Below are 24,185 nucleotides of genomic sequence, written 5' to 3'. Positions count from 1 at the left end.
GCCGCTCACGCCCGGCGCAGGGCGGAGCGGCCCGCGAAGCGCGCCGAGTCGCCCAGCTCCTCCTCGATCCGGATCAGCTGGTTGTACTTCGCCGTCCGGTCCGAGCGGGAGAGCGCGCCGGTCTTGAGCTGACCGCAGCCGGTGGCCACGGCCAGATCCGCGATCGTGGTGTCCTCCGTCTCGCCGGAGCGGTGCGACATGACGACTGTCCAACCCGCCCGCTGGGCCGTGGCCACCGTGGCCAGCGCCTCGGTCAGGGTGCCGATCTGATTGACCTTGACCAGGACCGAGTTGCCGACGCCGGTGCGGATGCCCTCGCTCAGCAGCGTCTCGTTGGTGCAGAACACGTCGTCACCGGTGAGCTGGCAGCGGTCACCGACGCGGGCGGTCAGCTCCCGCCAGCCGTCCAGGTCGTTCTCGGCCATCGGGTCCTCGATGGAGACGACCGGGTAGGCGTCGATGAGCCGGGCGAGGTAGTCGGCGTGCTCGGCGGACGTGCGGCGTACTCCCTCGCCCGTGTAGTCGTACACGCCGTCGCGGAAGAACTCGGATGACGCCGGGTCCATGACGAGGCCGATGTCCGTGCCGGGGCGGTAGCCCGCGCCCTCGACCGCGGTCAGCACGAAGTCGAGCGCCTCCTCGGCCGTACGCAGCTCGGGCGCGAAGCCACCCTCGTCGCCCACGCCCGTGGAGTGCCCGGCGGCCAGCAGATCGCGGCGCAGGGTGTGGAAGACCTCGCTGCCCATGCGGACGGCTTCGGCGAAGGTGTCCGCGCCCACGGGCACGATCATGAACTCCTGGAAATCGAGCGGGTTGTCGGCGTGGGCGCCGCCGTTGACGATGTTCATCATCGGCAGCGGCAGTAGGTGGGCGTCGGCGCCGCCCAGGTAGCGGTAGAGGGGCTGGCGGTGGGCCGCCGCGGCGGCCTTGGCGACGGCGAGGGAGACGCCGAGAATCGCGTTGGCGCCGAGCCGGGACTTCGTGGCGGTGCCGTCGAGGGCGATCAGCGCGGCGTCCAGACCCGCCTGGTCTGCCGCGTCGCTGCCCCGCACGGCCGCCGCGATCTCCCCGTTGACGTTGGCCACCGCGCGGTCGACGCCCTTGCCGTGCCAGCGCGTCGGGTCTCCGTCGCGCAGCTCCACGGCCTCCCGGGCCCCGGTGGAGGCGCCGGAGGGGACGGCGGCCCGGCCGAACGAGCCGTCCGCCAGCGTGACGTCGACCTCGACCGTGGGGTTGCCCCGGCTGTCGATGATGCGGCGGGCGGTGACGGTCTCGATGGTGGTGGTGGTGACGGTTCCGGCTGCCGGTGCGGACATGGAGGGTCCCTTTCGTTGTCGCCTGCCGTGGCCCCAGCTGCGACAACGCTGGCGCTGGGCCCGACAGCGGCAAACCCTACAGCAATGCTGATCAGTTAGGCTGAACAGCCCCGCTGAACAGCATTGCTGTGCAGGTCAGCTGCCCAACGGCGCTGACGAGCGGGGTAAAGTGCCCTGTGCCCACCTCGGAAGCCGCCGCCATCGCCGCCGAACTACGTACCGCGATGGGCAAGCTCACCCGGCGCGTCAAGCACGAGGACCGCATTCCGCTGGGTCAGATCGCCGTGCTCGGTGCCCTCGACCGCGACGGCGCCATGACCACCAGCGACCTCGCCGCCGACCAGCGCGTACGCCCCCAGTCGATGGCGCGGGCGGTGGGACTGCTCATGGAGCAGAAGCTGATCACGCGACGGGCGCACCCCACGGACGGCCGCAAGTCGCTCGTCGAGCTGTCGGACGCGGGTCGGGCCGCCCTGGAGGCGGAGCGCAGCCGCAGAGCGGGTTGGCTCGCCCAGGCCATCGAGGCGGAACTCACGGACGAGGAGCGGGCGCTGCTGGCCCGCAGCGCCGCCCTGCTGGAACGGCTCGCCATGCGCTAGACCCTTCCGTCGACGGCAGGGCTGCCGTTGACGACCGTCAGGGTCCCGGCAGCGCCGCCCAGCCGAGGAAGCGGACGTAGAGCGCCGCCGGGTCCGGGCCGTCGTGCGGGTTGAGCCGGTACAGGTCGGCCGCCGCGTCGTGCAGGACCGTGCACAGGTAGATGCTCAGGGCGATCCGGTCGTGCGCGTACTCCTGGCGGAGGGCGAGTCGGGCCACCGGGCACGGCCACGGCGCGGCGCAGACCCGGCAGAGCCACAGCGGACGCAGCGGCAGGTGCGGTCGACGGGGTGCGGGTTTGCGGCCATCCGGGACGGTCCGGCACATGCGGTGGGGGTCCTTTCGAGCTGAATCGTTCGGGACATCGCTCCCGCACCCCGCAAGATCGCGCTCGAACCTGGATGTAGTGGTCTCGGCGCGTCCGGAGGCCACTGTTTCCATGTTCGAGTGTGATCTTGAGGGGGTGGGACCGCCCGGCACGGGGGTTCGGGCGGTCCCGGGCGATGCCGCTGGCCCGGGGGACGGGGAGCGGCGTCGCACTTCACAGTCTGGTGATCGGGCGACTACGGTCGGAAGGGTTCGGCCGACCTGTCGTGGCTGCCCTATTCCCGGGCGGCGCCGGCTCTGGTGGCCGTCTGGAATTGATCGCCGGCGGGTTGGAGAGTGGTCGGGCATGGCCGATGGGCAGATGACAGCGGCGGCGTTCCTGGTCGCGGAGCTGCGTCGGGCGCGGGCCCGCCGGGGCTGGAGTCAGGAGGAGTTGGCCAAGGCGGTCAACTACTCGCCGTCGATGGTCAGCGCGGTCGAGCTGGGCCAGCAGCCGCCCACCGCGAAGTACCTGGAACTCCTCGACCGCGCCCTGGACACCGGCGGCCTGTTCAGCCGCATGTCCACCGAACTGGTCAGCCTGGACCGGACCCAGCCGTGGCTTCGCGGCTGGAAGACGATCCTGGGACAGGCGCGCACGGTCCGCTGGTATGAACCCCGCTACGTGCCGGGGCTCTTCCAGACCGAGGCCTATGCCCGAGCGGTCTTCGAGGCGGGCAACCTGCTCGACTCCGACGAGGTCGACCGGCGCGTGACTGAGCGGATGGACCGCCAAGACGTGCTGCACAGCGAACGAACCCCGCAGATCGTGGCCGTATTGGACGAAGCGGTGCTGCGGCGGCGGGTCGGCGAGCGGAAAGTGATGCGTGATCAGGCGCTGCACCTGGCCAGCATCGCCACTGGGCACCCTCGCGTCCGGCTGCATATCGTGCCGCGATCCGCCGAGGAGTACCCGGGACTCGGCGGGCCGTTCGCGCTTGCTGCCCTGCCCGACGGCACGAAACTGGCCTACCTGGACAGTCAGGTTCGCGGCCAGGAGTTGGACCAGGAGCATGATCTGGCGCGGCTCCAACGGGTCTGGGAGGCTACGTTGGGCGAAGCCCTGCCCCCGCAGGCTTCCATCGAGTTGATGAGCGAGGTGGCCGAATCATGGAGTTGACCGGCGCCCGATGGCGCAAGAGCAGCCGCAGCAACCAGGACGGCAACTGCGTCGAGGTGGCTACGGATCTGGGGGGCGTGGTCGGGGTGCGGGACAGCAAGGACCCGGACGGACCCGTGTTGGTGGTCGACGCGTACTCCTGGCGGCTCTTCGTGGTCGCGCCCCCGCGCTGACGCGACCGCCCGGCCCGCGACGGTGGTCGCGGGATCTCATACGCAACTTCGGGGAAACTGCTGCTTCCGTGCGGACTGAGGCAGCAGTTTCCCCGAAGTTGCGCGGATCTTGCGGGTAATCGGCTCGACGGTCGGCGAGGACCGGCGGGATGATGCGGGCGTGTGGGATGGCGAGAGCGTGTCGACCGAGCGGCTGCGGATGCGCCGGTTGACCATGGCCGACGTGGACGCGTTCGTGGAGCTGGACGGCGATCCCGAGGTGATGCGGTTCCTCACCGGCGGGGTCGGCACGCCGCGCGCCACCGTGCGGGACGAGCAGTTGCCGAAGCTGCTCGCGCAGTACGAGCGGCATCCCGGCCTGGGGCGGTGGGCGGCGCTCGACCGGGCGTCCGGTGAGTTCCTGGGCTGGTTCGCGCTCGATCCGTCGGCGGACGGCACGGAGGCCGAGTTGGGGTACCGGCTGCGCCGCGCGGCGTGGGGGCGTGGCCTGGCGACGGAGGGGTCCCGGGCGCTGGTCCGGTACGCGCTCGACGTGGTCGGCGTGCGGCGGGTGTGGGCGCAGACGATGGCGGTCAACGAGCGGTCCCGGCGGGTGATGGAGAAGGCCGGGCTGCGGTACGTGCGCACGTTCCACCTGGACTTCGACGACCCGATTCCGGGGACCGAGCACGGCGAGGTGGAGTACGAGCTGCGGGCCGCCGACGTCGCTCAGGACCGGCCGGCGGCCTTGCGGGCCCGGTAGGCGGTCACCGCGGCGCGGTTGCCGCAGCCGGCCTCGCAGAACCGCCGCGACCGGTTGCGGGACAGGTCGACGAGCACGTTGTCACAGTCCGGGTGCTCGCAGGTGCGCAGTCGGCTCAGCTCGCCCATCCGGACCAGGTCGGCGACGGCCATCGCCGCCTCCACCGCCATCCGGGTGGCCAGCGGCGCGTCGCGGGGCACGGCGTGCAGGTGGTACGGCTCGTCGTCGTGCTCGATGAGCTGCGGCAACGCTCGGTGTTCCCGGAGCAGACCGTTGATGATGGCGACGACCTCGGGCGTTTCGGCGTGCCAGATCCGGCGCAGCTGAGGGCGCAACTGTCGTACCGCGCGGAGTTCGGTTTCGGTGTGTTCGTGCCGCCCGCTGTAGGCGTGCCGGGTGAAGAAGTCGTCCAGCGCGGCGACGTCGGGCAGCAGCTCGCCGTCGCTGCCGCCGGTGTTGACCAGCGCGGCGGCGGCGGTCAGCGAACACTCGGTGTCATGAGCGAATAGCAACTTGACTCCTGTCACAGTGGCCACCTAGCGTCATGGGCACAAGGATAGTTTGCCCATGACACCCAGGTCGCCCCCGAGGAGCGCGAGATGCCGCAACGACCCGCCGTCGGCGCCGCGCTGGCGCTGCTCTCCGCCGTCACGTTCGCCACCTCGGGCACCTTCGCGCGCTCGCTCATCGAGGCCGGGTGGTCGGCCGAGGCCGCCGTCGTCACCCGGGTCGGGGTGGCCGCCCTGGTGCTCGCGGTCCCCGCCCTGCTGTCGCTGCGCGGCAGGTGGCACGTGCTGCGCGACAACAGCGCGGCGGTGGTGATGTTCGGGCTGCTCGGGGTGGCCCTGGCGCAGGTGTGCTTCTTCAACGCCGTGCGCTACCTGCCGGTCGGCATCGCGCTCCTGCTGGAATACCTGGGCATCATCCTCGTGGTGGGCTGGATGTGGCTGCGGCACGGCCAGCGCCCCCGACGGCTCACCGCGGCCGGCTCCGCCGCCGCGCTCTGCGGGCTGGCGTTCGTCCTGGACCTCACCGGTGACGCCGGCTTCGACCCGGTCGGCGTGCTGTGGGGGCTGGGCGCCGCGTTCGGCCTGGCCGGCTACTTCGTGCTCGCCGGCCGGGTCGACCCCCGCCTGCCCTCGGTCGCCATGGCCAGCGGCGGGATGGCCGTCGGTGCCGCCGTGCTGCTGCTCGTCGGGCTGACCGGGCTGCTGCCGCTGCGCGCCACGTTCGGCGAGGTCACCTTCGCCGGGCACCGCACCACCTGGCTGCTGCCCATCGTCGGGCTCACCCTGGTCGCCGCCGTGATCGCCTACCTGGCCGGCATCGCCGGCAGCCGGATCCTGGGCCCCCGGCTGTCGTCGTTCGTCGGACTGACCGAGGTGCTGTTCGCGGTGTTCATCGCCTGGCTGTTCCTCGACGAACTGCCGACCGCCTGGCAACTCCTCGGCGGTCTGCTGATCGTCACCGGAGTCGCCCTGGTACGCCTCGACGAACTGCGCGGCGTGCCCACCCCCGCCGCGCCCGAGCCGGCCCTGGCGACCACCGGCCGGTGAGGTCGCCACCCCCCGTGCGGTCGCCGCTCGGTGAGAGAGTGGGTGCCGTGCTGACCACCGTGGTGTTCGACGCCGACGAGACCCTGCTCGACCTGCGGCCGGCGGTGACCGGCGGGCTGGCGGCCGTCCTCGACGAGATGCGGCGTCGCACACCCGAGGCGGCCGGCGTGACGCTCGCCGAGTTGGAGTCCGACTGGGGCGCGGTCTTCGATGAGCTGAGCGCCGCCCCGGTCATGGAGATCCGCCGCGCCGCGCTGGCCCGGTCGCTGGCCCGCGCCGGCCTCGGCGACCACCTCGACGAGGTCGCCGCCCTCTTCTTCGCCCGCCGGTTCGCTCTCACCCGGCCCTTCCCGGACGTCCCTCCGGCGCTGGCGGCGCTGCGCCGCCGGTACACGCTGGGCTTCGCCACCAACGGCAACAGCCGCGCCGAACGCTGCGGGCTCGCCGGCGAGTTCGCCTTCGAGGTGTACGCGCACGAGGGCGGCCTGCCGAAGAAACCCGCCCCGGAGTTCTACGCGGCGGTGGTCGAGGCGGCCGGAGTGCCGGCCGAGCAGATCGTGTACGTCGGCGACTCGTGGGAGCACGACGTGGTGGGACCTCGGCGGGTCGGCCTGCGCTCGGTGTGGCTGAACCGGCACGGGCTGACCCGGCCGGCCGGTCTCGTCCCCGACGCGGAGGTGTCCACCCTGGCCGAACTGCCAAAGGTCATGTCGGATCTGCCGGCGGCATCGTCCGACCGGGTGGATCTGGGCATCGGCCCGGGCGGATGAAGAAGAGATTCACCGGCATAACGGACGTTCACCTGGCGGGAAGTCGCCGGGTGTTGTGTGATGACGCCACGTCCCTCAACGAGAGGATTCGATGTGGTGAGCAAGCGCTTCACCGCTGGTGCCGTCGCGACCGCGGCGGTACTGGCACTTACGGCAGCGAGCCTGGGTGTACCGGCCAGCGCCGCGCCGAGCACGTCCCGCACCTTCACGGTCGTGGCCGAGGACGGGGTCGCCGCCGCGACGGCCGTCGCCGCCATCCGGGCCGCCGGTGGCACGGTGGTGTCCTCGTCCGACGAGGTCGGCATGTTCCAGGTCACCAGTGACCGGGCCGACTTCGCTGCCCGGGCGGCTGCCGCGCCGACCCTGGTCGGCGCCGCCGAGCAGAAGGCCATCGGCCGCAAGCCGAAGCTGGACCGGGTCGAGCAGGAGCACCTGACGGCCGCCACCAAGGCCGCCGCCGGCGCTGCCGCCCGGCGCGGGGCCAAGATGGACCCGCTCGACGACAAGCTCTGGGGCCTGGACATGATCCGGGCCGACAAGGCCCGCAAGGTCGAGCCCGGTGACCGTCGGGTGACCGTCGGCGTGCTGGACACCGGCGTCGACGCCAGCAACCCGGACATCGCGCCCAACTTCAACTGGGCGTTGTCGCGCAACTTCGCACCCGACCTGACCGACGTGGACGGCCCCTGCGAGGTGCCGAGCTGCCTCGACCCGGTCGGCACCGACGACGGCGGGCACGGCACCCACGTGGCCGGCACCATCGGCGCCGCCGCCAACGGCTTCGGCCTCTCCGGTGTCGCCCCGAACGTGTCGCTGGTCGAGCTCAAGGGCGGCCAGGACTCCGGCTACTTCTTCCTCGACCCGGTCGTCAACGCCCTGGTCTACGCCGGCCGGAACGGGATCGACGTGGTCAACATGTCGTTCTACGTCGACCCGTGGCTCTACAACTGCACCGCCAACCCGGCCGACTCGCCGGAGGCGCAGGCCGAGCAGCGGGCCATCATCAAGGCCATGAAGCGGGCGTTGGTCTTCGCCCACAACAAGGGCGTCACCCTGGTCGGCGCACTCGGCAACAACAACGAGGATCTGGGCGCGCCGCGTACCGACACGTCCAGCCCGGACTACGGCGCCGACCCGTACCCGCGTCCGATCGACAACAACAGCTGCTGGGATCTGCCCACCGAGGGCCCGCACGTCATCGGTGTGTCGTCGGTCGGCCCGTCCGGCAAGAAGGCGGACTACTCCAACTACGGCACCGAGCAGATCTCGGTCGCCGCGCCGGGCGGCTGGTTCCGCGACGGCTTCGGCACGGACACCTTCCGCACCGACGCCAACATGATCCTGTCGTCCTACCCGAAGCACGTGCTCCAGGAGGAGGGCTCGGTCGACGCCGACGGCAACATCGTCGCCGGATTCGAGGAGTCCGTCTTCAAGCAGTGCAAGCGCAACGGTGAGTGCGGCTACTACACCTACCTCCAGGGCACCTCGATGGCGTCGCCGCACGCCGCCGGTGTGGCCGCGCTGATCGTCAGCCGGTACGGCAAGCCGCAGGGCCGGGGCGGCTTCGGCATGTCGCCGGACCAGGTCGAGCAGCACCTCTACCGCACGGCCGCCGAGCACGCCTGCCCGGAGCCGCGCCTCCAGCAGTACCGCAACGAGGGCCGTGACGAGACCTACGACGCGTACTGCGCCGGTGGGCTCAACTTCAACGGCTTCTACGGGTACGGAATCGTCGACGCGTACGCGGCGGTGACCACTCCGCTCAAGCCCAACGCCCGCCCGTAACGCACCGCCCCAGGGGCCCGGTCGACACCCGTCGGCCGGGCCTCGCGGCGTCCGGCCCGCGTGCCCGCATGATCGACTCGGTTTCTTGGAAGGCGGGGCGTCGCGGTGCCCGGGACCGCCCGGTTTCCAAGAAGCCGAGTGGATCACGGGCGTTCAGCGCCGTGGCGTGGGCGTTGACCGCTGCGGCGTGGGCGTTGACCGCTGCGGCGCGGACATTTACCGCCGCCAGCCACGTGCGGTCAGGGCGGCGCGTACTTCCCGCAGCACCGCCGGGAATTCGGCGTGCATCCGTCGGCTGGTCACGTGGAGCACCAACCAACCCGCTCCCACGAGCAGGTTGAGCCGTCGGCGATCACGGTGCAACTGGTCGATGTCGGAGTGCCAGTGCCCGTCGTACTCCACCGCCACCCGATATGTCGGCCATGCCAGATCGGGGTGCAGGACCACGCCGTTGGGGAGCCGTACCGGGTGTTGGACCTCGGGGCGTGGCAGGCCGCCGAGGACCAACCGCACCCGTAGCTGGGACTCCGGCGGGGACTGGGCCCGACCGTCGGCCAGGTCGAAGAGCCAACCTGCCCGGCGACCTCCGGGTCGGTCCGTGTTGAGGGCAGCCTCCTTGGCCAGCGCGGCACCATCGGTCAGCCCCTGCCCGAGTAATGCGTCGATGATGGCGAGCGCGCGGACCGGGTCGAGCCAGACCGCCGTCTCCCAGGCGGACCGCGCGGGGCCCGAGCAGGGGAGCGAGCCGGTCGAGAGGCGCGGCGACTCCGCGAAGGCGCTCCTGGTGTGGACATGCACCTGAAGGCCGCGTTGGGCGCCGACCCGCATCGGTCGGGGCGCGACGATGTGCACGTCGTCAGTGAAGGAAGCGGCGTGCTCGACGCCGTGCAGGAAGGCGGCCGACGGACCACCGAGGACCACCCCGGACGGCAGCCGCAGGAGAGCCGCGCGGCAGGCCAGGGCGTGGTCACGTTCCAACCGGGCGTCGGCGTAGATGTCGTGGCGAAGTCGCACCCAGGCGCTGCTGCGTAGCTGATGCTCGGTGAGCAGGCCATCCCGAACGACATCGGAGCCGCGGAAAACCTGCCAGGTCAGGGCGTCTGGTCGGTACGGACGTGGTGGCATGCCGAGCAGCGTGCGGCCCGTCGCCACCCGCCCGAAACCCCTGTGGACAACCCCGCCGAGGGCCTCGCCGGTGCCTGTGGACAACCACGAACGCGCTCGTCGATCTTGCTATGGCGTGCCTCGATCGACTCCGTTTCCTGAAAGTCGGGGCGTCGCGGCGACCCGGACAGCCCGACTTCCGGGAACCCGAGTGGATCAAGCGAGCCGAGAGGTCAGCGGAGGGTGGCTGCCACGGCTGTCGCGGCGGCCAGCACCTGGGGGCCGACCAGGGTGACGTCCAGCGGGGCGAGCGCGACCACGCCGACGCTGGCCTCCAGGCCCGGTACGCCCAGCACCGGCGCGGCCACCCCGTACGCCCCGGACTCCAACTCCCCGCTGCTGCTCACCGGCTCGGCTGCGCCGCTCCGGCCGGCCAGGATGGCCCGACCCGCCGCGCCCCGGTCCAGCGGATGCCGCGCCCCGGTCCGGTACGCGACGTGGAACGACGTCCAACTCGGCTCGACCACGGCCAGGGCGACACCCTCACCGCCGTCCACCACCGTCAGGTGCGCGGTCGCACCGGCCTGCTCGGCGAGCCGGCGCAGTGCCGGCAACGCCCCCTCGGCGAGCAGCGGCTGGGCGCGTCGGGCCAGGTGCAGGACCCCGGCGCCGATCCGGAGCCGCCCGTCGGCGTCGCGACGCAGCATCCCGTGCGTGGTCAACGGGCCGACCAGCCGGTATACGGCCGCCCGGCCGATGCCGAGCCGGGTCGCGGCCTCGGTGACGGTCAGGCCACCCGATGCGTCGGCGACGAGGTGCAGCAGACGTAGTCCGCGGTCGAGGGTCTGCGACGTCTCGCCGCCCCGCCCCACCTCGCCGCCGGCCGTACCGACGATCGCGCTCGTGCGGGCGGCTGGCTCACCGGAGCGTGCGGTCGCATCCACAGCACGCAGCGTACGACCCGGCACCGGCGGACCCGGACAGGCGTGGACGGCTACCCTTGTACGGTGACGCTACGCCTGTATGACACCGCCACCCGATCGGTGCGGGACTTCGTCCCGCGGGAAGCCGGCAAGGTGGGGGTCTACCTGTGTGGTCTCACCCTCCAGGCGCCGCCGCACATCGGTCACCTTCGCTCCGGCGTCAACTACGACGTGCTGCGCCGCTGGTTGCTGGCCGCCGGCTACGAGGTCACGTTCATCCGCAACCTGACCGACATCGACGACAAGATCCTCGTCAAGGCGGGTGAGCAGGGCCGACCGTTCTGGTCGATCGCGTACGCCAACGAGTTGATCCTTGCCGAGTCGTACCGGGCGTTGAACGTGCTGCCCCCCACCTACGAGCCGCGCGCCACCGGGCACATCCCGGAGATGCACGAGCTGATCACGAAGCTGATCACGGACGGGCACGCGTACCCCGCCACCGACGGCTCCGGCGACGTCTACTTCGACGTGGCCTCCTGGCCGGCGTACGGGTCGCTGTCGGGTCAGTCGCCGGACGCCATGCAGTCGGCCGGCGACGCGCCGGACCGGGGCAAGCGGGATCCGCGTGACTTCGCGCTCTGGAAGGGTGCCAAGCCCGACGAGCCGGCGGACGCGTACTGGCCGTCCCCGTGGGGGCTGGGCCGTCCGGGCTGGCACATCGAGTGCTCCGCGATGTGCTGGCGCTACCTGGGCCCGGAGTTCGACATCCACGGCGGTGGGCTGGACCTGACCTTCCCGCACCACGAGAACGAGATCGCCCAGTCCAACGCGGCCGGGCTGCCGTTCGCCCGGTACTGGGTGCACCACGGCCTGCTCAGCATCGGCGGGGCCAAGATGGGCAAGTCGGCGGGGAACGCCCTGGGCCTGGCGTACGTCGACTCGCTCGGGGTGCGACCGGTGGAGCTGCGGTACTACTACGCCGCCGCGCACTACCGCTCGGTGATCGACTACTCGGAGGACTCGCTGCGTGAGGCGGCCACCGCGTACCGGCGGATCGAGGGTTTCGTGCAGCGGGCCGTCGAGCGGGTGGGCGCCGGTCAGCTCGGCGAACTGCCGGCCGGTTTCGTCGCGGCGATGGACGACGACCTCAACACGTCCGCCGCGCTGGCCGTGCTGCAACAGCACCTGCGGGACGGCAACACCGCGCTGAGCGCGGGCGACGATGTGACCGTCCGCACCACCCTGGCCGTCGTGCGCGCGATGCTGGATATCCTCGGCATCGACCCCCTCGACGAGGCGTGGACCGGCGGCGATCTCTCGGACGATCTGCGTGCCGTGGTTGACTCCCTGATCGCGCTGGCCCTGGAGCAGCGCGCGCAGGCCCGGGGCCGCAAGGACTGGGCTGCCGCCGACGCGGTACGTGACCAGCTCAAGCTGGCCGGCGTGGTGGTCGAGGACACCCCCCAGGGCCCCCGTTGGACTATTGGAGAGCAGGACTGATGCCCGGCAACTCGCAGCGCCGTGGCCGGCGACTGACGTCGAAGGCGACCGCCCCCAAGGGCTCCGGCGGTAAGAACAAGGACTCGCTGGCCGGTCGGGGGCGCACCCTGCCCGCCGACGAGCGACCCTGGCACAAGGGTTACTCGGGCACCGAGAAGCTGCCGCAGCGCACCGCCTGGAAGCAGGACAAGGAGCGCCGCGCGGCGGCCGAGGAGGGGCGCGCCCCGAAGATCGGGCAGCCCGGCACCAAGGACACCACCTGGGGCAAGGGTGGCGGTCGGGGCGTACCGGGCGGGCGGGGTCCCACCACCGGCCGGGGTGGCAAGCCCACCGGCCGGACCGGTACCCGGGTCGCGCCGGGCCGCAAGTCCAACCCGTCGAAGGACTCCCCGGAGCTGCTGGTCGGGCGCAACCCGGTGCTGGAGGCGCTGCGCGCCCAGGTGCCGGCGACGGCGCTCTACACCGCCCAGGGCATCGACATGGACGAGCGGACCAAGGAGATCATCCGGACGGCCGCCGACCGGGGCATCGCCAACCTGGAGATCAGCCGGGCCGAGCTGGACCGGATGACCGGCGGGGTGCTGCACCAGGGTGTCGGGTTGCAGGTGCCGCCGTTCGCGTACCAGCCCTTCGAGGACATGGTCGCCGCGTCGCTGGAGCAGCAGGCCCCGCTGCTGGTCGCGCTGGACGGGGTCACCGATCCGCGCAACCTGGGCGCGGTGATCCGTTCGGCCGCCGCGTTCGGCGCGCAGGGTGTCTTCGTACCCGAGCGGCGTGCTGCCGGGATCACCGCGACCGCCTGGCGGACCAGCGCCGGCGCGGCCGCGCGGGTGCCGGTGGCCCAGGTCACCAACCTGACCCGGTCGCTGAAGGCGTGCCGGGACGCCGGCTTCATGGTGATCGGCCTGGACGCCGACGGCGAGACCGACCTGTACGACCTGGAAGCCGCCGTCGGCCCGCTGGTGGTGGTGGTCGGCTCCGAGGGGCGCGGGCTGTCCCGGCTGGTCGGGGAGACCTGCGACCTGACCGTCAGCATCCCGATGATTTCCGAGGTCGAGTCGCTCAACGCGAGCGTGGCCGCCGCGGTCACCCTGGCCGAGGTCGCCCGCCGCCGCTCGGTCGAGCTGTAACGACGTCGACGAGGCCCCCTACCGCCCGGTGCGGTAGGGGGCTTCGCCGTCAGCTCGGGAGAGACCAGGCGTCAGATCTGGTGCAGCCAGGCGACGAAGAACACCGCCCCGGCCACCGCCATCAGCAGCGTGGTCGGCAGCAGCCAGGCCGGACCCCGATCCCCGTCGAGACGTCGGGTCAGTCGCTGGTGTACGGCGGCGATGCCGATCAACGCGGCCAGCCCGGCGGCCGCCATCGGCAGGCCGACCAGGAAGTGCGCCAGCCACGCGCCGGCCCGGCTCGGACCGCCCCAGGAATGGTCGTACGGGCCGGGATCGACCACCCCGTACAGGACGCCACGCAGCACCATCAACACCTCGACGCCGATGGGCAGCAGCGCCACGAGGCCGAGCAGCAGGCTGAGCAGCGCGTGACCGAGCACCGCGAACGTGCCGGGTCGCCGGCCGGGCGTGGCCGTCGGGGGCGCGGCGAGCAGGCCGGTGCGCAGGCCCCGCCAGCGCGCGGCGGCGGCGTCGGCCCCGCCCACCGGGGCGGTCACCAGCGTGAACAGGGCGACCGGCACCAGCGTCGCGCAGTAGGCGAGGCTACGGCCGGCCCGGCGGATGATCTGGTTCCGGTGAGCGGTGGCGGTGGCGATGGCGGACACGGCGTCTCCTCGGGCTCGGTGTGCCGCGAACGCTAGGCGCACGGCACACCCCGCCGCGTCACCCCGGGGAGCCACGCTCGCGCTGGCTCCCGGGGATGACAACCCCTCAGGAGTACGACGAAAGGGGCGGCCCGCCGCAGCGGACCGCCCCTTTCCGGTGGTGCGTTACGTCAGATCCGGCTGCCCGTGGCGGCGTGGAAGACGTGGCTGCGGCCGGGGCGCGGCTTGACGAACACGGTGTCGCCCATGTTCGGCATGCTGCGCCGGTCGGTACGGACGACGAAGCGCTCCGAGTTGCCGCCCAGGGCGGCGTGGCCGTACACGTTGGCGTCCGAGCCGAGGTCCTCGACCAGCTCGACGACGACCGGCATGCCACCCTCGGTCGGGCTGACCAGGTCGCAGTCCTCCGGACGGAAGCCGACGGTGACCTTGCCGTCGCCGCCCTCGGCGCGGGCCGCCTCGACCTGCTCGCGGGTCAGCGGGATACGCAGCTCGGCGAACTCGGCGCCCTGCTCGTTGAGCGGAACGGTCTTGATGTTCATGGCGGGGGAGCCCATGAAGCCGGCGACGAACACATTCGCCGGGGTGTCGTAGAGCGCACGCGGGGTGTCGACCTGCTGGAGCACACCGTCGAGCAGCACGGCGACCCGGTGACCCATGGTCATGGCCTCGACCTGGTCGTGCGTGACGTACACGGTGGTGACGCCCAGCTTGGCCTGGAGCGACGCGATCTGCGTACGGGTCTGCACGCGGAGCTTGGCGTCGAGGTTCGACAGCGGCTCGTCCATGAGGAAGACCTGCGGCTCGCGGACGATCGCGCGGCCCATGGCGACACGCTGACGCTGACCACCGGAGAGCGCCTTCGGCTTGCGGCTGAGGAACTCCTCGAGCTGGAGCAGCCCGGCCGCCTCCTTGACCCGCCGGTCGATCTCCGACTTGGAGGTCTTGCGGAGCTTCAGGGCGAACGCCATGTTCTCGTACACCGTCATGTGCGGGTAGAGGGCGTAGTTCTGGAAGACCATCGCGATGTCGCGGGCCTTCGGGGGAAGGTGGGTCACGTCGCGCTGGTCGATGTAGATCGAGCCGGCGTCGACGTCCTCAAGGCCGGCGAGCATCCGCAGGCTGGTGGACTTGCCGCAACCCGACGGGCCGACGAGGACCAGGAACTCACCGTCGCCGATCTCGAGGTTCAGCTCGTTGACGGCGGGACGCTCGGTGCCCGGGTAGATCCGGGACGCCTTGGAATAGGTGACCGTAGCCATGGTGGTGCGCTTCCTTTCACCGGCAGGAACGTGCCGGACGATCCGAGTGAAGGAGCGACCGGCGCGAGCCCGCGCCGGTCAGCGGACGGCGGTCGGTCGCGGGGGCGGCCGGCTCGTCGTCCGTGTCACTGCACCGTAATTGGCTTTGCTCGCGCTGCCAAGGCGAGGGACCCTCGGAAGTGACCCAATGCCTACGCATTACGGGCAGTCGGGCACGGGCAGGCATCAATCGACATCACGATGCGGCGTCGGCCGTCGGGTTGTTGACGTTTCCCGTGCTCGGGAGCCCTCGCGAGCGGGATATCCGGACGTCAGTCGCTATGCTGGCCTCGACACACGCGCCCCTGTAGCTCAGCTGGCCAGAGCACTCGCCTTGTAAGCGAGATGTCGCCGGTTCGATCCCGGCCGGGGGCTCCATATCCACCGGGCGTCTCCCGACGGCCTCTGCCACAAGTCGACGGGTGACAGCAACGTTGACAGCAACGGCACTCACGAGAGCTCCCCATCGAGCTTGCCGAGCGCCTGACGCATCGCGTGGAGGTTGGCGTGAGCGTGGACCTCGAGCGTGATCTTCACGTCGGCGTGCCGGGCGATGGCCTGGACGACGTGCGGTGGCACGCCCAACTCCATCAGCAGGGACACGACCGTGTGCCGCAGGTCGCGCAGGCGGACACCAGGCAGGCCGGCGGTTTCTCGGAGCCGGGCGAAGGAGCGGCTGAGGTTGGTGGGCTCCATCGGAGTGCCCCGCTCGGAGGGAAACCGGCCGACTGCCGGCGTGCCGGCTACCGGCGATGTCGGGTCTCAGGACCTGCATGACAGTCAGCTACTCCCGCGAGGCAGCGTCGCGGTTGACGTCGTCTTGGGCCTGGCGGAGCTGCACGGCCGGATCGTCTACGACCCTCAGGATGGCGAGGTCACCGGCTTGGGTGGGGACTACCAGGTCCCAGCGGGACTGGGTGACTAGCTGAGTGACGACCGAGACCGACGTTGGCGGACAACCGTGGACGCCGGAGGACGCTTCTCGCAGCTCGTCTGTCGCCGCCGAACAGGTCGTGCGGTTGTGTTGGTTGCCCGGGGGAAGGGGTCACGGAGTTGACTCCAGATGAGCACCGGGATGGCACAGGTTCGACGGCGTTAGGCGGAGAGGATGTCTGCTTGGTGTTGTCAACGTGGCACGATCAAACCCACCTAAGCCCGGCGAGTTGTTGTTTGAACTGTTTCAGCGTGAGGCCATGACTCTCGGAAGGTATGAGCGACAGCGAGTAGGCGACCCGCCCGACCTCCCACCAGACCGTCCAAGAGCCTGCTGCGCCGTAGCGAGTGATGATGCCTTGCTGTGAGTGGATTGGGATCGTGGCGATAGCGGCCGGCCGCTGCGCCCTGGTTGTGGGCTGCGCCTCGAGGAGCAGCAGTGTGCCGCCAGGATTGCGGAAGCTCTGAAACCAGCGTTCGTCGGGCCTCAGGTGTTCTCCGGAAGGATCCCACCGCTTGTCTGCAAGGATGTCCGGTACATCTCGCAGGTAGTAGGTCGGATGCGGCCTGGTGGTGGCGGCGTCGTGCAGAACTCTGTCACCGAGGGGTTCTTGCAGCGATACGAAAGCGGGTGCGGCGTCACCGGTGATGGCACAATCGTTCTCTTCTGCTCGCACGATTCTCGTGGTCACCGAAATAACCACCTGGGTTTCGTCCTGATGGGTGATCGTCGCCTCGGGAGGACGTGTGGGCTCTCCGCAGATTGCACTGTCTATGCCGGTGGCCACGGTGATCGAGGTGTCGTCGCGAGCGACGATCGCTGCGACCCATGGCAGCACGACAGAACCATCCGGTGGCGAGGCTCGATTCTCAAGCTGCGATGCGGCTGACGCGGACGGTGTCGCCTCTTGTGGAGGTTCGGCTATGGCGTCTCGGCGACCTGTTCCGCAGGCACCACATAGCATAACGACGAGCACTGCGGCTGTGATGCGCACAACGTTGTCCGAGCTAATGGTCACCACCGCAGCCTGCCAGAAAGTCGAAGCTCCCCGCTGTCCCTCACTGCGCCGAGCCGGGGACCACCGACGAGCCAGCCGTTGGGGCTAGACGAGTAAGTCCGAAGTTGGGTCAGTGGTCGTAGGCGATCAGGGACCTGGTCACGGGTTGGTTGGTGGCCCGGTTGTGCCAGATCGCGGTGGTCATCGCCAGGAGGCGTTGCGCGATGCGTGCCGCGACGCCTTCGATGCTGCGTCCGCCGTGCAGTTCGAGGTCGAGTTGCCCCTTCAGCGTGTCGTTGACGGACTCGATGAGCTGGCGGATCGGCTTGAGTAGGTGCTCGTCCGGGCGTGGGGTGCGGTTGCGGTACGACGGTCTGAGCAATCGCACGCCACGCTCTGCCAGCCACCGGTCCAGCTCCGCGGACACGTATCCCTTGTCCGCGACGATCAGCAGGCCCGGGCGTTCGGCGATGAGGTCGGGGTCGTGGTCAAGGACAGCCATCAGGACCTGACGTTCGTCGACCTTCGGTGTCGCCAGGGCCCAGGTGATCGGCAAGCCGGCCGGGGTGCAGATCAGATGCAGCCGCAGTCCCCAGAAGAACCGCGAGTGCGAGGCGCAGTAGCCGTACCCGGCCCACCCCGCCAGGTCAGAGCGTTTCACCGTCGGCCTGGACCGCCCGCATTCCACCGGTGTGGAGTCGATGACCCAGGTGGCGTCGGACCACAGGTCAGTGTCCTCGGCGACCGCCCGGATGGCACGCTTGAGCAGCGGCAACGCTGCCCGTAGCCGCTTGTTGTAACCAGACTGTCCGGGCAGGTACGGGAACGCCCCGGGTAGATGCCCGGGCACGAACCGCAGCCAACGGGCCTCGGAACGCACCCCGAGCAGCGCCTGCGCGACGGCCAGGGTCAGCAACTCCGCGTCAGAGAGCTTCGGTGGCCTACCCGTCCGGCGAGGACGCCCGAGCCAGTCGTCGATCTTCACGTACAGTGCGGTCAGAAGGGTGTTGAGGTCTGTCGTCACAAACGGATCTTCAACACCCTTCGTCTATGCCCACAGCCCGGGGTCGTTAGGACTTACTCGTCTAGTGCTCTGGGATCTGTAGGCAGTCCTCGGGAAGGCTGGGCACAGATGGGAGCCAAAGATCGCCATCCGTCACCACTCTGGTGCCGTACCTCGCTATCGGGCATGGGCGATGAGGATGACCAACCGAGCGACCAAATGAGTGACGACGGAGGTGACCGTGCCCGGACGCCCACGGCAACGAAGGACGCGCGCGCCGATCGCGCGGCCGGCGCGGGCCATCGATGGTCGGCCGCTCCTATAGTTCGGGTATCACCCGACCGTCGAGGAGTCGCATGAGCCCGCTCGTCGCGATCGCCGGCAGCGCCCAGGTCAACCGCTCCTACTCGCCCGTCGTACGCGATCCGGAGGCCGCGCCCACGGCGGCGGCCGAGCTGGGTGCGGAGCTTGCGAGGCAGGGCTGCCGCATCGTCGTGTACTCCAACGATCCCGACTTCGTGGAACGGGACGTGGTGCGGGGTTACGTGGGCTCCGGTCGGGCGGTGCCCGGGTCGATCCTGGTCCGTGGCCGGTACCAGCAGGACGTGGACTTCGAGGAGGCTCAGCGACACCCGGAGTTGTTCACCGTGGTGCCCGAGTCGACCGACGACTGGGAGGTCAGCTTCTACCGGTCGCTGCTGGCGGCCGATGCGCTGCTGCTGGTGGGTGGCGGACGATCCACGTTCGTCGCCGGGCTGATCGGCCTGTCCCGTCGGATTCCGGTCGCGGCCGTGGCGGCGTTCGGCGGTGGCGCGGAGAAAACGTGGCAACGACTCACCAACGAGCGTGGCGTCGCCACCGAGGAGGAGGTGGCGTTGCTGGCCCGACCCTGGCAGCCGGGGGCGGCCCGAGCGATCGTCACCGCGCTCTGCGCCCAGGTGCGGCGCCGCGCCGATGAGGAACGCGCCGCGCGGGAGGCCGAGGGGGCCGCCGGTCGGCGTACGGTGGCGGGCCTGGTGACCGCGCTGGTCCTGCTGCTGCTCGCGCTGGCCACGATCCCGTTGGCGTACGCCGCGCCGGCCGGCGGTTGGCAGAACGTGGCGGTCCTGGTGGCCGCGCCGATGTTCGCGTCGGTGTGGGGCGCGATCGTGCGCAACGCGTACGACGGCAGCGGCAACTGGCTGCGGGCGGCGGCGTTGGGTTCGGCCGCCGGTGTCATCGCCTTCCTGCTGTTCGTGGCGGCGCAGCTCAGCACCAACCCGGATCTGCTCGATGGTGGCTCGGCGCGGCAGTTGGTCTTCTTCGTGCTGGCCATCGGGTTCATCGGTGGGTTCACGTCCGAGGTCGTCTACGCCAAGCTGCGCGATCAGGACGTGACGCAGACGCCGGTCCTGCCGCCCGGGGGTCCGCGGTGAGTCGGGCGGTGGAGGAGTCCAACCGGGCGATGCTGCGCGCCCGGGACGCGATGGACCGGGCATACGCCGAGCCGCTGGACATTCCGGCGCTGGCCCGGATCGCGCACGTCTCCGAGGCGCACTTCATCCGGACGTTCCGGGCGACGTTCGGGGAGACGCCGCACCGCTACCTGCAACGCCGCCGGGTGGAGCGGGCCATGACGCTGCTGGTGGAGACCGACCGGGACGTCACGGACATCTGCTACGCGGTCGGCTTCGGCAGTCTGGGCACGTTCAGTCGGACATTCCGGCAGATCGTCGGTGATTCGCCCTCGGAGTTCCGGCGTCGCCGCGTCGCCGCCGGCAACGTGCCGTCCTGCTTCACCAAGGCGTGGACGCGTCCCAGCAGTTTTGGATAAGCAGCAGGTCAGGGCCACCCTTTACGGTCGTGGCATGACGATGAACGCGATCAGCCGCTCCCAGATTTTCGTCCTCGACCAGGACGAGGCGCTCGACTTCTACGTGAACAAGCTCGGCATGGAGGTCAACACCGACCAGGATCTCGGCTTCATGCGCTGGCTGACGGTCAACCTGCCCGGCGACCCGGAGCGCGAGATCCTGTTGGAGAAGCCCGGCCCGCCGGCGTTGGACCCGGCGACGGCCGAGCAGGTGCGGGAGCTGCTCACCAAGGGCGCCCTGGGCGGGTACCTCTTCATGACCACCGACGACGCCCACAAGACCCACGAGGAGCTGGTGGCGAAGGGCGTCGAGATCACCGACGAGCCGACCGAGCGCCCGTACGGGATCGACTTCGGCATCCGGGACCCGTTCGGCAACAAGATCCGTATCGGCCAGATGTTCCCCCGGGCGTAATAACAAGATCAAGAAACCGGAGGGCGCGGGCCGGCACCGCGCCCTCCGGTGTGTTGGGGTGTACGGCATGCGAACGCGGCTGCTGTACCTGACCCGACACGCCGAGCAGGACCTCACCGGGCACACCGGTCCGGGCTCGACCGAGCCGGACACCGGCCTGTCCGAGCGCGGCCGGCGACAGGCGGCGCTGCTCGGCGAACGACTGCGGGGCCGGTCGTTCGCGGCCGTCCACCACGGGCCGCTGCGCCGGGCCGCGCAGACCGCCGAGCTGGTCGCCGCGGCACTGCCCGACGTTCCGGTGTACGCCACCGAGCTGGCCGGTGACCATCTTCCGCACGACACCGACCCGACCGGCCTGCCGTCGGCGTACGCCGAATTCCTGGCCGGCTTCTCGGCGGCCGAGCGGGCCGACGGGCCGCGCGTGACGGCGGAGGCCGTGCGGCGCTTCACCGGGCCGGTCGCCCCGGACGACGCGGCGGCCGGGGGCGAACCGGTCCGCGAGCTGGTGGTGACGCACACCTTCCTGATCGCCTGGCTGGTCCGGCACGCCCTCGACGCGCCGGAGCGGCGCTGGCTCGGCTTGAACCACCACAACGCGGGGCTGACCGTCATCCGGTACGGCCCGGCCGGGCCGCCGAACCTGATCGCCGTCAACGACGTGGCGCACCTGCCGCCCGAGCTGCGCGGCACCGGCCTTCCCCCGGACTACCTGGTCTGATCCGACCTCAGGCGGTGACCTTCAGCAGCAGCTCGACAAGTGCCCGGGTGGCGGGCGGCGGTGCGGGATCGGCGGGACAGTCGACGTACCCGGTCTCGATGGTCCCGACGGTGAGGCGGTAGCTGAACGCGTCGGCGCAGCTCGACGTGGTGGCCGTGCGACGGGCCTCGGTGCCCAGCCGGGGGTCGGCGGCCAGGCCGTGCAGCCGGCCCAGGTCGGCGGTGCCGAGTTTGCCGGTACGACGGCCGCCGGCCCGGTCCACCACCGTCCACCGCCCGTCCGGCTCGACGGTGATGTTGTCGCCGCGCCCGGCGAACCCGCCGGAGCGGAACAGCGCGACGCGGGCCCGGTCGTCGGCTTGCGGACCGCTCGGGACGGGACCGCTCGGGACAGGACCGCTGGGGAGCGGGCCGCTCGGGACGAGTCCGCTCGGCGCGGGGATGTTCGAGAGGTCCGGGCCCGCGGTCACGCCGGCGCCCGGGGGCAGGTCGGTGGGGGTGGCGGTCCGGTCGGTGCCGGTGCAGCCGGCCAGCAGGGCGGCCAGGAGCGCGATGGTGACGCCGGTCGTCGAGGCGGGTCTCATGTCCGTCGGACGTGCCAGGGCGGGCGTTGGTTCCCTTGTCAAGGCACTCATCCGTTCGGCCAGTCTCAATGTCTGGGAGCGGTCCAAGGCTTCTCTTTTCGTCAACGCATCGCTATATCTACATGCGTGACTACCCCCGTCACACCCTTTCTCCTTCCAGGAGGGCACGTGAAACGACCCCTCGCGGCCGTCAGCGCAGCGCTGCTCACCAGTGGCCTGTTGACCTGCGTCGCCACCGCGGCGCACGCCGCCGCACCTCCCGCTCCCGCGCCGGACGCCTCCGCCGCGGCCCGAGCGGCGACCGTCCTGCGAACGAACCCCGGCGCGGTCCAGGGTTCCAGCGCCGAGTCCTACCAGGTGCAGAGCACCCGGTTGGACGCCTCCGGCGCGGCGCACACCCGCTACACCCGCACCTACCAGGGGCTGCGGGTGTACGGCGGTGACTTCGTCATCCACACCGCGCCGAACGGCACCTACGCCGGCAGTTCGGTCGGACTCGCCGCACCGCTGACCCTCCTCACCACGCCCCGGGTCAGCGCGGACGCGGCGAAGAAGACGGCCCGCGCCGGGTTCACCGGCAAGGCCGAGACCGTGGGCGCTCCCGAACTGTTCGTCGACGCCAGCTCGGGCAAGGGCCGACTGGCCTGGGAGACGGTGGTCAGCGGCTGGCAGCCGGACGGGCAGACGCCGTCACGGCTGCACGTCATCACCGACGCCACCTCCGGCGCGACCGTCGGCTCGTACGACGAGATCGAGTCGGTCACGGGCAGCGGCCAGGGCCTCTACACCGGCACGGTGAGCATCGACACGACGCTCTCCGGCAGCACGTACCAGATGATCGACCCGGTGCGAGGCAACGGCCGTACCTGCGACATGAACAACGGCACGTCGTCCTGCACCACGTTCACCGACGCGGACAACGCGTGGGGCACCGGCACCACCTCCAGCCGGCAGTCCGCAGCGGTGGACGCGCACTTCGGCGCGGCCAAGACGTTCGACTACTTCAAGAACGTCCACGGCCGCAACGGGATCTTCGGCAACGGCCAGGGTGTGCCGAGCCGGGTCCACTACGGCAACAACTACGTCAACGCCTTCTGGGACGGCGCCCAGATGACCTACGGCGACGGGTCGAGCAACGCCCGCCCGCTGGTCGCCCTGGACGTGGCCGGGCACGAGATGAGCCACGGTGTCACCGAGGCGCTGGCCGGCCTGGTCTACTCCGGTGAGTCCGGCGGCCTCAACGAGTCCACCAGCGACATCTTCGGCAACATGGTGGAGTTCTACGCCGCCGCCCCGAGCGACCCGGGTGACTACCAGGTCGGTGAGAAGATCAACATCAATGGCAACGGTACGCCGCTGCGCTACATGTACAACCCGTCGCTGGACGGCGCGTCCGACTCCTGCTGGTCGACCAGCACGAAGAACAAGGACGTGCACTACTCCTCCGGCGTCGGCAACCACTTCTTCTTCAACCTCGCCGAGGGCACCGGCGCGACGTCGTACGGCACCTCGCCGGTCTGCGGCTCCGCCCCGGCGGTGACCGGCATCGGCCGCGCCAAGGCGGAGAAGATCTGGTACCGGGCGCTGGACGTGTACTTCACCTCCAACACGTCGTACGTCAACACCAGCAACCCGGCGAACACCGCCCGCGCGTACAGCCTGCGGGCGGCCACCGACCTGTACGGCAGCTGCTCGGCCGAGTACAAGGCCGTGCAGGCCGCCTGGACGGCGGTCAACGTCGCCGGCAACGACGCGCCCTGCTCCACCGGCAACGACTTCTCCGTGTCGCTGTCGCCGACCGCCGGCTCGGTGAACCCGGGCAGCGCGGTCTCCACCACCGTGTCGACCGCCACCACGAGCGGCTCGGCGCAGACCGTGACGTTCTCCGCGTCCGGTCTGCCCAGCGGTGCGAGCGCCGCCTTCAGCCCCGCCTCGGTGACCTCGGGCGGGTCGTCCACCCTCACCATCAGCACCTCTGCGAGCACTCCACCGGGCACCTACTCGGTCACCGTGAACGGCGCGGGTTCGGTCACCCGCACCGCCACCTACACGCTGACCGTGAACGGCACCGGCGGCGGCTGCACCTCCACGGGCCAGAAGCTGGCCAACCCCGGCTTCGAGTCCGGCTCGACCGGCTGGACCGCCAGCTCCGGAGTGATCACCAACTCCAGCGGCCAGGCGGCACACGGTGGGTCGTACAAGGCCTGGCTGGACGGGTACGGCAGCACCCACACCGACACGCTCGCCCAGTCGGTGGCCCTGCCGACGGGCTGCTCGTCGTACACGCTCAGCTTCTGGCTGCACATCGACTCGGCCGAGACCACCAGCAGCACCGCGTACGACAAGCTCTCGGTGCAGGTGCTCAACTCGGGCGGGACGGTGCTGGCCACGCTGGCGACCTACTCCAACCTGAACAAGGCCTCCGGCTACAGCCAGAAGTCCTTCTCCCTGGCCGGGTACGCCGGCCAGACCGTCACCCTGAAGTTCACCGGCACCGAGGACTCCTCGCTCCAGACGTCCTTCGTGGTCGACGACACGGCGGTCAACGTTTCCTGACCTGACCGACACCCGGGACCCGGCGGCCACCGAAACGGTGGTCGCCGGGTTCGCGTCCGGGCCGTTCTGGCAATCTTGGATCGGCTCGGGTGGCGTG

The 24,185-nt window shown here is 70.8% G+C and carries 24 protein-coding genes, 1 tRNA gene and 1 pseudogene; 15 read left to right on the top strand and 11 right to left on the bottom strand.

Annotation, left to right across the window (positions count from 1 at the left end; translation table 11 throughout):
- Window positions 1-5: 5 nt before the first annotated feature.
- Window positions 6-1,316 carry a phosphopyruvate hydratase gene (gene eno / locus ACN263_RS28015; RefSeq protein WP_422737228.1) on the bottom strand — a complete coding sequence of 437 codons (1,311 nt, stop codon included), beginning with the start codon at window positions 1,314-1,316 and terminating at the stop codon, window positions 6-8.
- 176 nt (window positions 1,317-1,492) lie between these two features.
- Between eno and ACN263_RS28010 the strand changes: the two genes are divergently transcribed.
- Complete coding sequence (locus tag ACN263_RS28010) at window positions 1,493-1,915, top strand: MarR family winged helix-turn-helix transcriptional regulator (RefSeq protein WP_234583379.1); 423 nt, start codon at window positions 1,493-1,495, stop codon at window positions 1,913-1,915.
- Between the two features lie 37 nt (window positions 1,916-1,952).
- Here the strand turns inward: ACN263_RS28010 and ACN263_RS28005 are convergent, their stop codons facing one another.
- Window positions 1,953-2,240 carry a hypothetical protein gene (locus ACN263_RS28005; protein WP_422737227.1) on the bottom strand — a complete coding sequence of 96 codons (288 nt, stop codon included), beginning with the start codon at window positions 2,238-2,240 and terminating at the stop codon, window positions 1,953-1,955.
- A gap of 346 nt (window positions 2,241-2,586) precedes the next feature.
- Here ACN263_RS28005 and ACN263_RS28000 point away from each other — a divergent pair, with 346 nt between their 5' ends.
- The 3 genes from ACN263_RS28000 to ACN263_RS27990 all read left to right on the top strand — a co-directional run bounded on the left by ACN263_RS28000 (window position 2,587) and on the right by ACN263_RS27990 (window position 4,314).
- Window positions 2,587-3,399 carry a helix-turn-helix domain-containing protein gene (locus ACN263_RS28000; protein ID WP_422737226.1) on the top strand — a complete coding sequence of 271 codons (813 nt, stop codon included), beginning with the start codon at window positions 2,587-2,589 and terminating at the stop codon, window positions 3,397-3,399.
- Window positions 3,390-3,572, top strand: coding sequence for a DUF397 domain-containing protein (locus ACN263_RS27995; protein ID WP_278142938.1), 183 nt, complete (start codon window positions 3,390-3,392; stop codon window positions 3,570-3,572). The genes ACN263_RS28000 and ACN263_RS27995 overlap by 10 nt, the downstream gene beginning before the upstream one ends.
- A 199-nt stretch (window positions 3,573-3,771) precedes the next feature.
- Window positions 3,772-4,314, top strand: a complete 543-nt coding sequence (locus tag ACN263_RS27990; protein ID WP_422740846.1) for a GNAT family N-acetyltransferase — start codon at window positions 3,772-3,774, stop codon at window positions 4,312-4,314.
- Here ACN263_RS27990 and ACN263_RS27985 read toward each other — a convergent pair.
- Window positions 4,281-4,826, bottom strand: a complete 546-nt coding sequence (locus ACN263_RS27985; RefSeq protein WP_422737224.1) for a CGNR zinc finger domain-containing protein — start codon at window positions 4,824-4,826, stop codon at window positions 4,281-4,283. The two genes, ACN263_RS27990 and ACN263_RS27985, sit on opposite strands and share 34 nt — an antisense overlap.
- 87 nt (window positions 4,827-4,913) lie before the next feature.
- Between ACN263_RS27985 and ACN263_RS27980 the strand changes: the two genes are divergently transcribed.
- The 3 genes from ACN263_RS27980 to ACN263_RS27970 all read left to right on the top strand — a co-directional run bounded on the left by ACN263_RS27980 (window position 4,914) and on the right by ACN263_RS27970 (window position 8,425).
- Window positions 4,914-5,870: an EamA family transporter gene (locus tag ACN263_RS27980; RefSeq protein ID WP_422737223.1), complete on the top strand. Its 957-nt coding sequence runs from the start codon at window positions 4,914-4,916 to the stop codon at window positions 5,868-5,870.
- Between the two features lie 47 nt (window positions 5,871-5,917).
- The gene (locus ACN263_RS27975; RefSeq protein WP_422737222.1) at window positions 5,918-6,640 is read left to right on the top strand and encodes an HAD family hydrolase; all 723 of its coding nucleotides are present in this window, start codon (window positions 5,918-5,920) and stop codon (window positions 6,638-6,640) included.
- Window positions 6,641-6,736: 96 nt separating this feature from the next.
- Complete coding sequence (locus tag ACN263_RS27970; RefSeq protein WP_422737221.1) at window positions 6,737-8,425, top strand: S8 family serine peptidase; 1,689 nt, start codon at window positions 6,737-6,739, stop codon at window positions 8,423-8,425.
- Between the two features lie 216 nt (window positions 8,426-8,641).
- On the opposite strand, the gene ACN263_RS27965 is transcribed toward ACN263_RS27970, so the two are convergent.
- Together ACN263_RS27965 and ACN263_RS27960 are read right to left on the bottom strand one after the other, a co-directional pair.
- Entirely contained in the window at window positions 8,642-9,550 is a 909-nt protein-coding gene (locus tag ACN263_RS27965; protein WP_422737220.1) for a hypothetical protein, read from the bottom strand.
- A gap of 212 nt (window positions 9,551-9,762) precedes the next feature.
- Entirely contained in the window at window positions 9,763-10,425 is a 663-nt protein-coding gene (locus ACN263_RS27960; RefSeq protein ID WP_422740845.1) for an IclR family transcriptional regulator, read from the bottom strand.
- A 111-nt stretch (window positions 10,426-10,536) separates the two neighbouring features.
- On the opposite strand from ACN263_RS27960, the gene cysS reads away from it, so the two are divergent.
- Window positions 10,537-11,952 carry a cysteine--tRNA ligase gene (gene cysS / locus ACN263_RS27955; RefSeq protein WP_422737219.1) on the top strand — a complete coding sequence of 472 codons (1,416 nt, stop codon included), beginning with the start codon at window positions 10,537-10,539 and terminating at the stop codon, window positions 11,950-11,952.
- Window positions 11,952-13,082 carry a 23S rRNA (guanosine(2251)-2'-O)-methyltransferase RlmB gene (rlmB, locus tag ACN263_RS27950; protein ID WP_422737218.1) on the top strand — a complete coding sequence of 377 codons (1,131 nt, stop codon included), beginning with the start codon at window positions 11,952-11,954 and terminating at the stop codon, window positions 13,080-13,082. Before cysS ends, rlmB begins: the two co-directional genes overlap by 1 nt.
- Before the next feature lie 71 nt (window positions 13,083-13,153).
- Here the strand turns inward: rlmB and ACN263_RS27945 are convergent, their stop codons facing one another.
- Complete coding sequence (locus ACN263_RS27945; RefSeq protein WP_422737217.1) at window positions 13,154-13,729, bottom strand: hypothetical protein; 576 nt, start codon at window positions 13,727-13,729, stop codon at window positions 13,154-13,156.
- A 170-nt stretch (window positions 13,730-13,899) separates the two neighbouring features.
- A complete protein-coding gene (locus ACN263_RS27940) occupies window positions 13,900-14,991 on the bottom strand; it encodes an ABC transporter ATP-binding protein (RefSeq protein WP_422737216.1) in 1,092 nt (363 codons plus the stop codon).
- Window positions 14,992-15,331: 340 nt separating this feature from the next.
- Between ACN263_RS27940 and ACN263_RS27935 the strand changes: the two genes are divergently transcribed.
- Window positions 15,332-15,408 (top strand) — tRNA-Thr (locus ACN263_RS27935).
- 72 nt (window positions 15,409-15,480) lie between these two features.
- Here the strand turns inward: ACN263_RS27935 and ACN263_RS27930 are convergent.
- From ACN263_RS27930 to ACN263_RS27920, 3 genes and pseudogenes are all read right to left on the bottom strand, one after another.
- A pseudogene (locus ACN263_RS27930) lies at window positions 15,481-15,738 on the bottom strand (tyrosine-type recombinase/integrase); the annotation flags it as partial.
- Between the two features lie 431 nt (window positions 15,739-16,169).
- The gene (locus tag ACN263_RS27925) at window positions 16,170-16,802 is read right to left on the bottom strand and encodes a hypothetical protein (protein WP_422737215.1); all 633 of its coding nucleotides are present in this window, start codon (window positions 16,800-16,802) and stop codon (window positions 16,170-16,172) included.
- Between the two features lie 289 nt (window positions 16,803-17,091).
- Window positions 17,092-17,985 carry an IS982 family transposase gene (locus tag ACN263_RS27920; protein ID WP_422736979.1) on the bottom strand — a complete coding sequence of 298 codons (894 nt, stop codon included), beginning with the start codon at window positions 17,983-17,985 and terminating at the stop codon, window positions 17,092-17,094.
- Between the two features lie 335 nt (window positions 17,986-18,320).
- Here ACN263_RS27920 and ACN263_RS27915 point away from each other — a divergent pair, with 335 nt between their 5' ends.
- From ACN263_RS27915 to ACN263_RS27900, 4 genes are all read left to right on the top strand, one after another.
- Entirely contained in the window at window positions 18,321-19,379 is a 1,059-nt protein-coding gene (locus ACN263_RS27915) for a hypothetical protein (RefSeq protein ID WP_422737214.1), read from the top strand.
- Complete coding sequence (locus ACN263_RS27910; protein ID WP_422737213.1) at window positions 19,376-19,777, top strand: helix-turn-helix domain-containing protein; 402 nt, start codon at window positions 19,376-19,378, stop codon at window positions 19,775-19,777. Before ACN263_RS27915 ends, ACN263_RS27910 begins: the two co-directional genes overlap by 4 nt.
- A gap of 34 nt (window positions 19,778-19,811) precedes the next feature.
- Window positions 19,812-20,231 carry a VOC family protein gene (locus ACN263_RS27905; RefSeq protein WP_422737212.1) on the top strand — a complete coding sequence of 140 codons (420 nt, stop codon included), beginning with the start codon at window positions 19,812-19,814 and terminating at the stop codon, window positions 20,229-20,231.
- Window positions 20,232-20,298: 67 nt separating this feature from the next.
- Window positions 20,299-20,949: a histidine phosphatase family protein gene (locus tag ACN263_RS27900; protein WP_422737211.1), complete on the top strand. Its 651-nt coding sequence runs from the start codon at window positions 20,299-20,301 to the stop codon at window positions 20,947-20,949.
- Between the two features lie 7 nt (window positions 20,950-20,956).
- On the opposite strand, the gene ACN263_RS27895 is transcribed toward ACN263_RS27900, so the two are convergent.
- Window positions 20,957-21,532 carry a hypothetical protein gene (locus ACN263_RS27895; RefSeq protein ID WP_422737210.1) on the bottom strand — a complete coding sequence of 192 codons (576 nt, stop codon included), beginning with the start codon at window positions 21,530-21,532 and terminating at the stop codon, window positions 20,957-20,959.
- Window positions 21,533-21,700: 168 nt separating this feature from the next.
- On the opposite strand from ACN263_RS27895, the gene ACN263_RS27890 reads away from it, so the two are divergent.
- Window positions 21,701-24,088 carry a M4 family metallopeptidase gene (locus ACN263_RS27890; protein ID WP_422737209.1) on the top strand — a complete coding sequence of 796 codons (2,388 nt, stop codon included), beginning with the start codon at window positions 21,701-21,703 and terminating at the stop codon, window positions 24,086-24,088.
- Window positions 24,089-24,185 lie beyond the last annotated feature (97 nt).

This window comes from Micromonospora sp. WMMD729 (assembly GCF_049315225.1).
In the GTDB taxonomy this organism is placed as follows: Bacteria; Actinomycetota; Actinomycetes; order Mycobacteriales; family Micromonosporaceae; genus Micromonospora.
The sequence above is the reverse complement of the archived record's forward strand: the minus strand, read 5'-3'. Positions and strand labels throughout refer to the sequence as shown.

Excerpts from the sequence above, each read along its gene's own strand:
- eno (WP_422737228.1), bottom strand. The coding sequence starts at position 1,316 with ATGTCCGCACCGGCAGCCGGAACCGTCACCACCACCACCATCGAGACC.
- ACN263_RS28005 (WP_422737227.1), bottom strand. The coding sequence starts at position 2,240 with ATGTGCCGGACCGTCCCGGATGGCCGCAAACCCGCACCCCGTCGACCG.
- ACN263_RS28000 (WP_422737226.1), top strand. The coding sequence starts at position 2,587 with ATGGCCGATGGGCAGATGACAGCGGCGGCGTTCCTGGTCGCGGAGCTG.
- ACN263_RS27995 (WP_278142938.1), top strand. The coding sequence starts at position 3,390 with ATGGAGTTGACCGGCGCCCGATGGCGCAAGAGCAGCCGCAGCAACCAG.
- ACN263_RS27990 (WP_422740846.1), top strand. The coding sequence starts at position 3,772 with ATGCGCCGGTTGACCATGGCCGACGTGGACGCGTTCGTGGAGCTGGAC.
- ACN263_RS27980 (WP_422737223.1), top strand. The coding sequence starts at position 4,914 with ATGCCGCAACGACCCGCCGTCGGCGCCGCGCTGGCGCTGCTCTCCGCC.
- ACN263_RS27965 (WP_422737220.1), bottom strand. The coding sequence starts at position 9,550 with ATGCCACCACGTCCGTACCGACCAGACGCCCTGACCTGGCAGGTTTTC.
- rlmB (WP_422737218.1), top strand. The coding sequence starts at position 11,952 with ATGCCCGGCAACTCGCAGCGCCGTGGCCGGCGACTGACGTCGAAGGCG.
- ACN263_RS27940 (WP_422737216.1), bottom strand. The coding sequence starts at position 14,991 with ATGGCTACGGTCACCTATTCCAAGGCGTCCCGGATCTACCCGGGCACC.
- ACN263_RS27915 (WP_422737214.1), top strand. The coding sequence starts at position 18,321 with ATGAGCCCGCTCGTCGCGATCGCCGGCAGCGCCCAGGTCAACCGCTCC.
- ACN263_RS27905 (WP_422737212.1), top strand. The coding sequence starts at position 19,812 with ATGACGATGAACGCGATCAGCCGCTCCCAGATTTTCGTCCTCGACCAG.
- ACN263_RS27900 (WP_422737211.1), top strand. The coding sequence starts at position 20,299 with ATGCGAACGCGGCTGCTGTACCTGACCCGACACGCCGAGCAGGACCTC.
- ACN263_RS27895 (WP_422737210.1), bottom strand. The coding sequence starts at position 21,532 with ATGAGACCCGCCTCGACGACCGGCGTCACCATCGCGCTCCTGGCCGCC.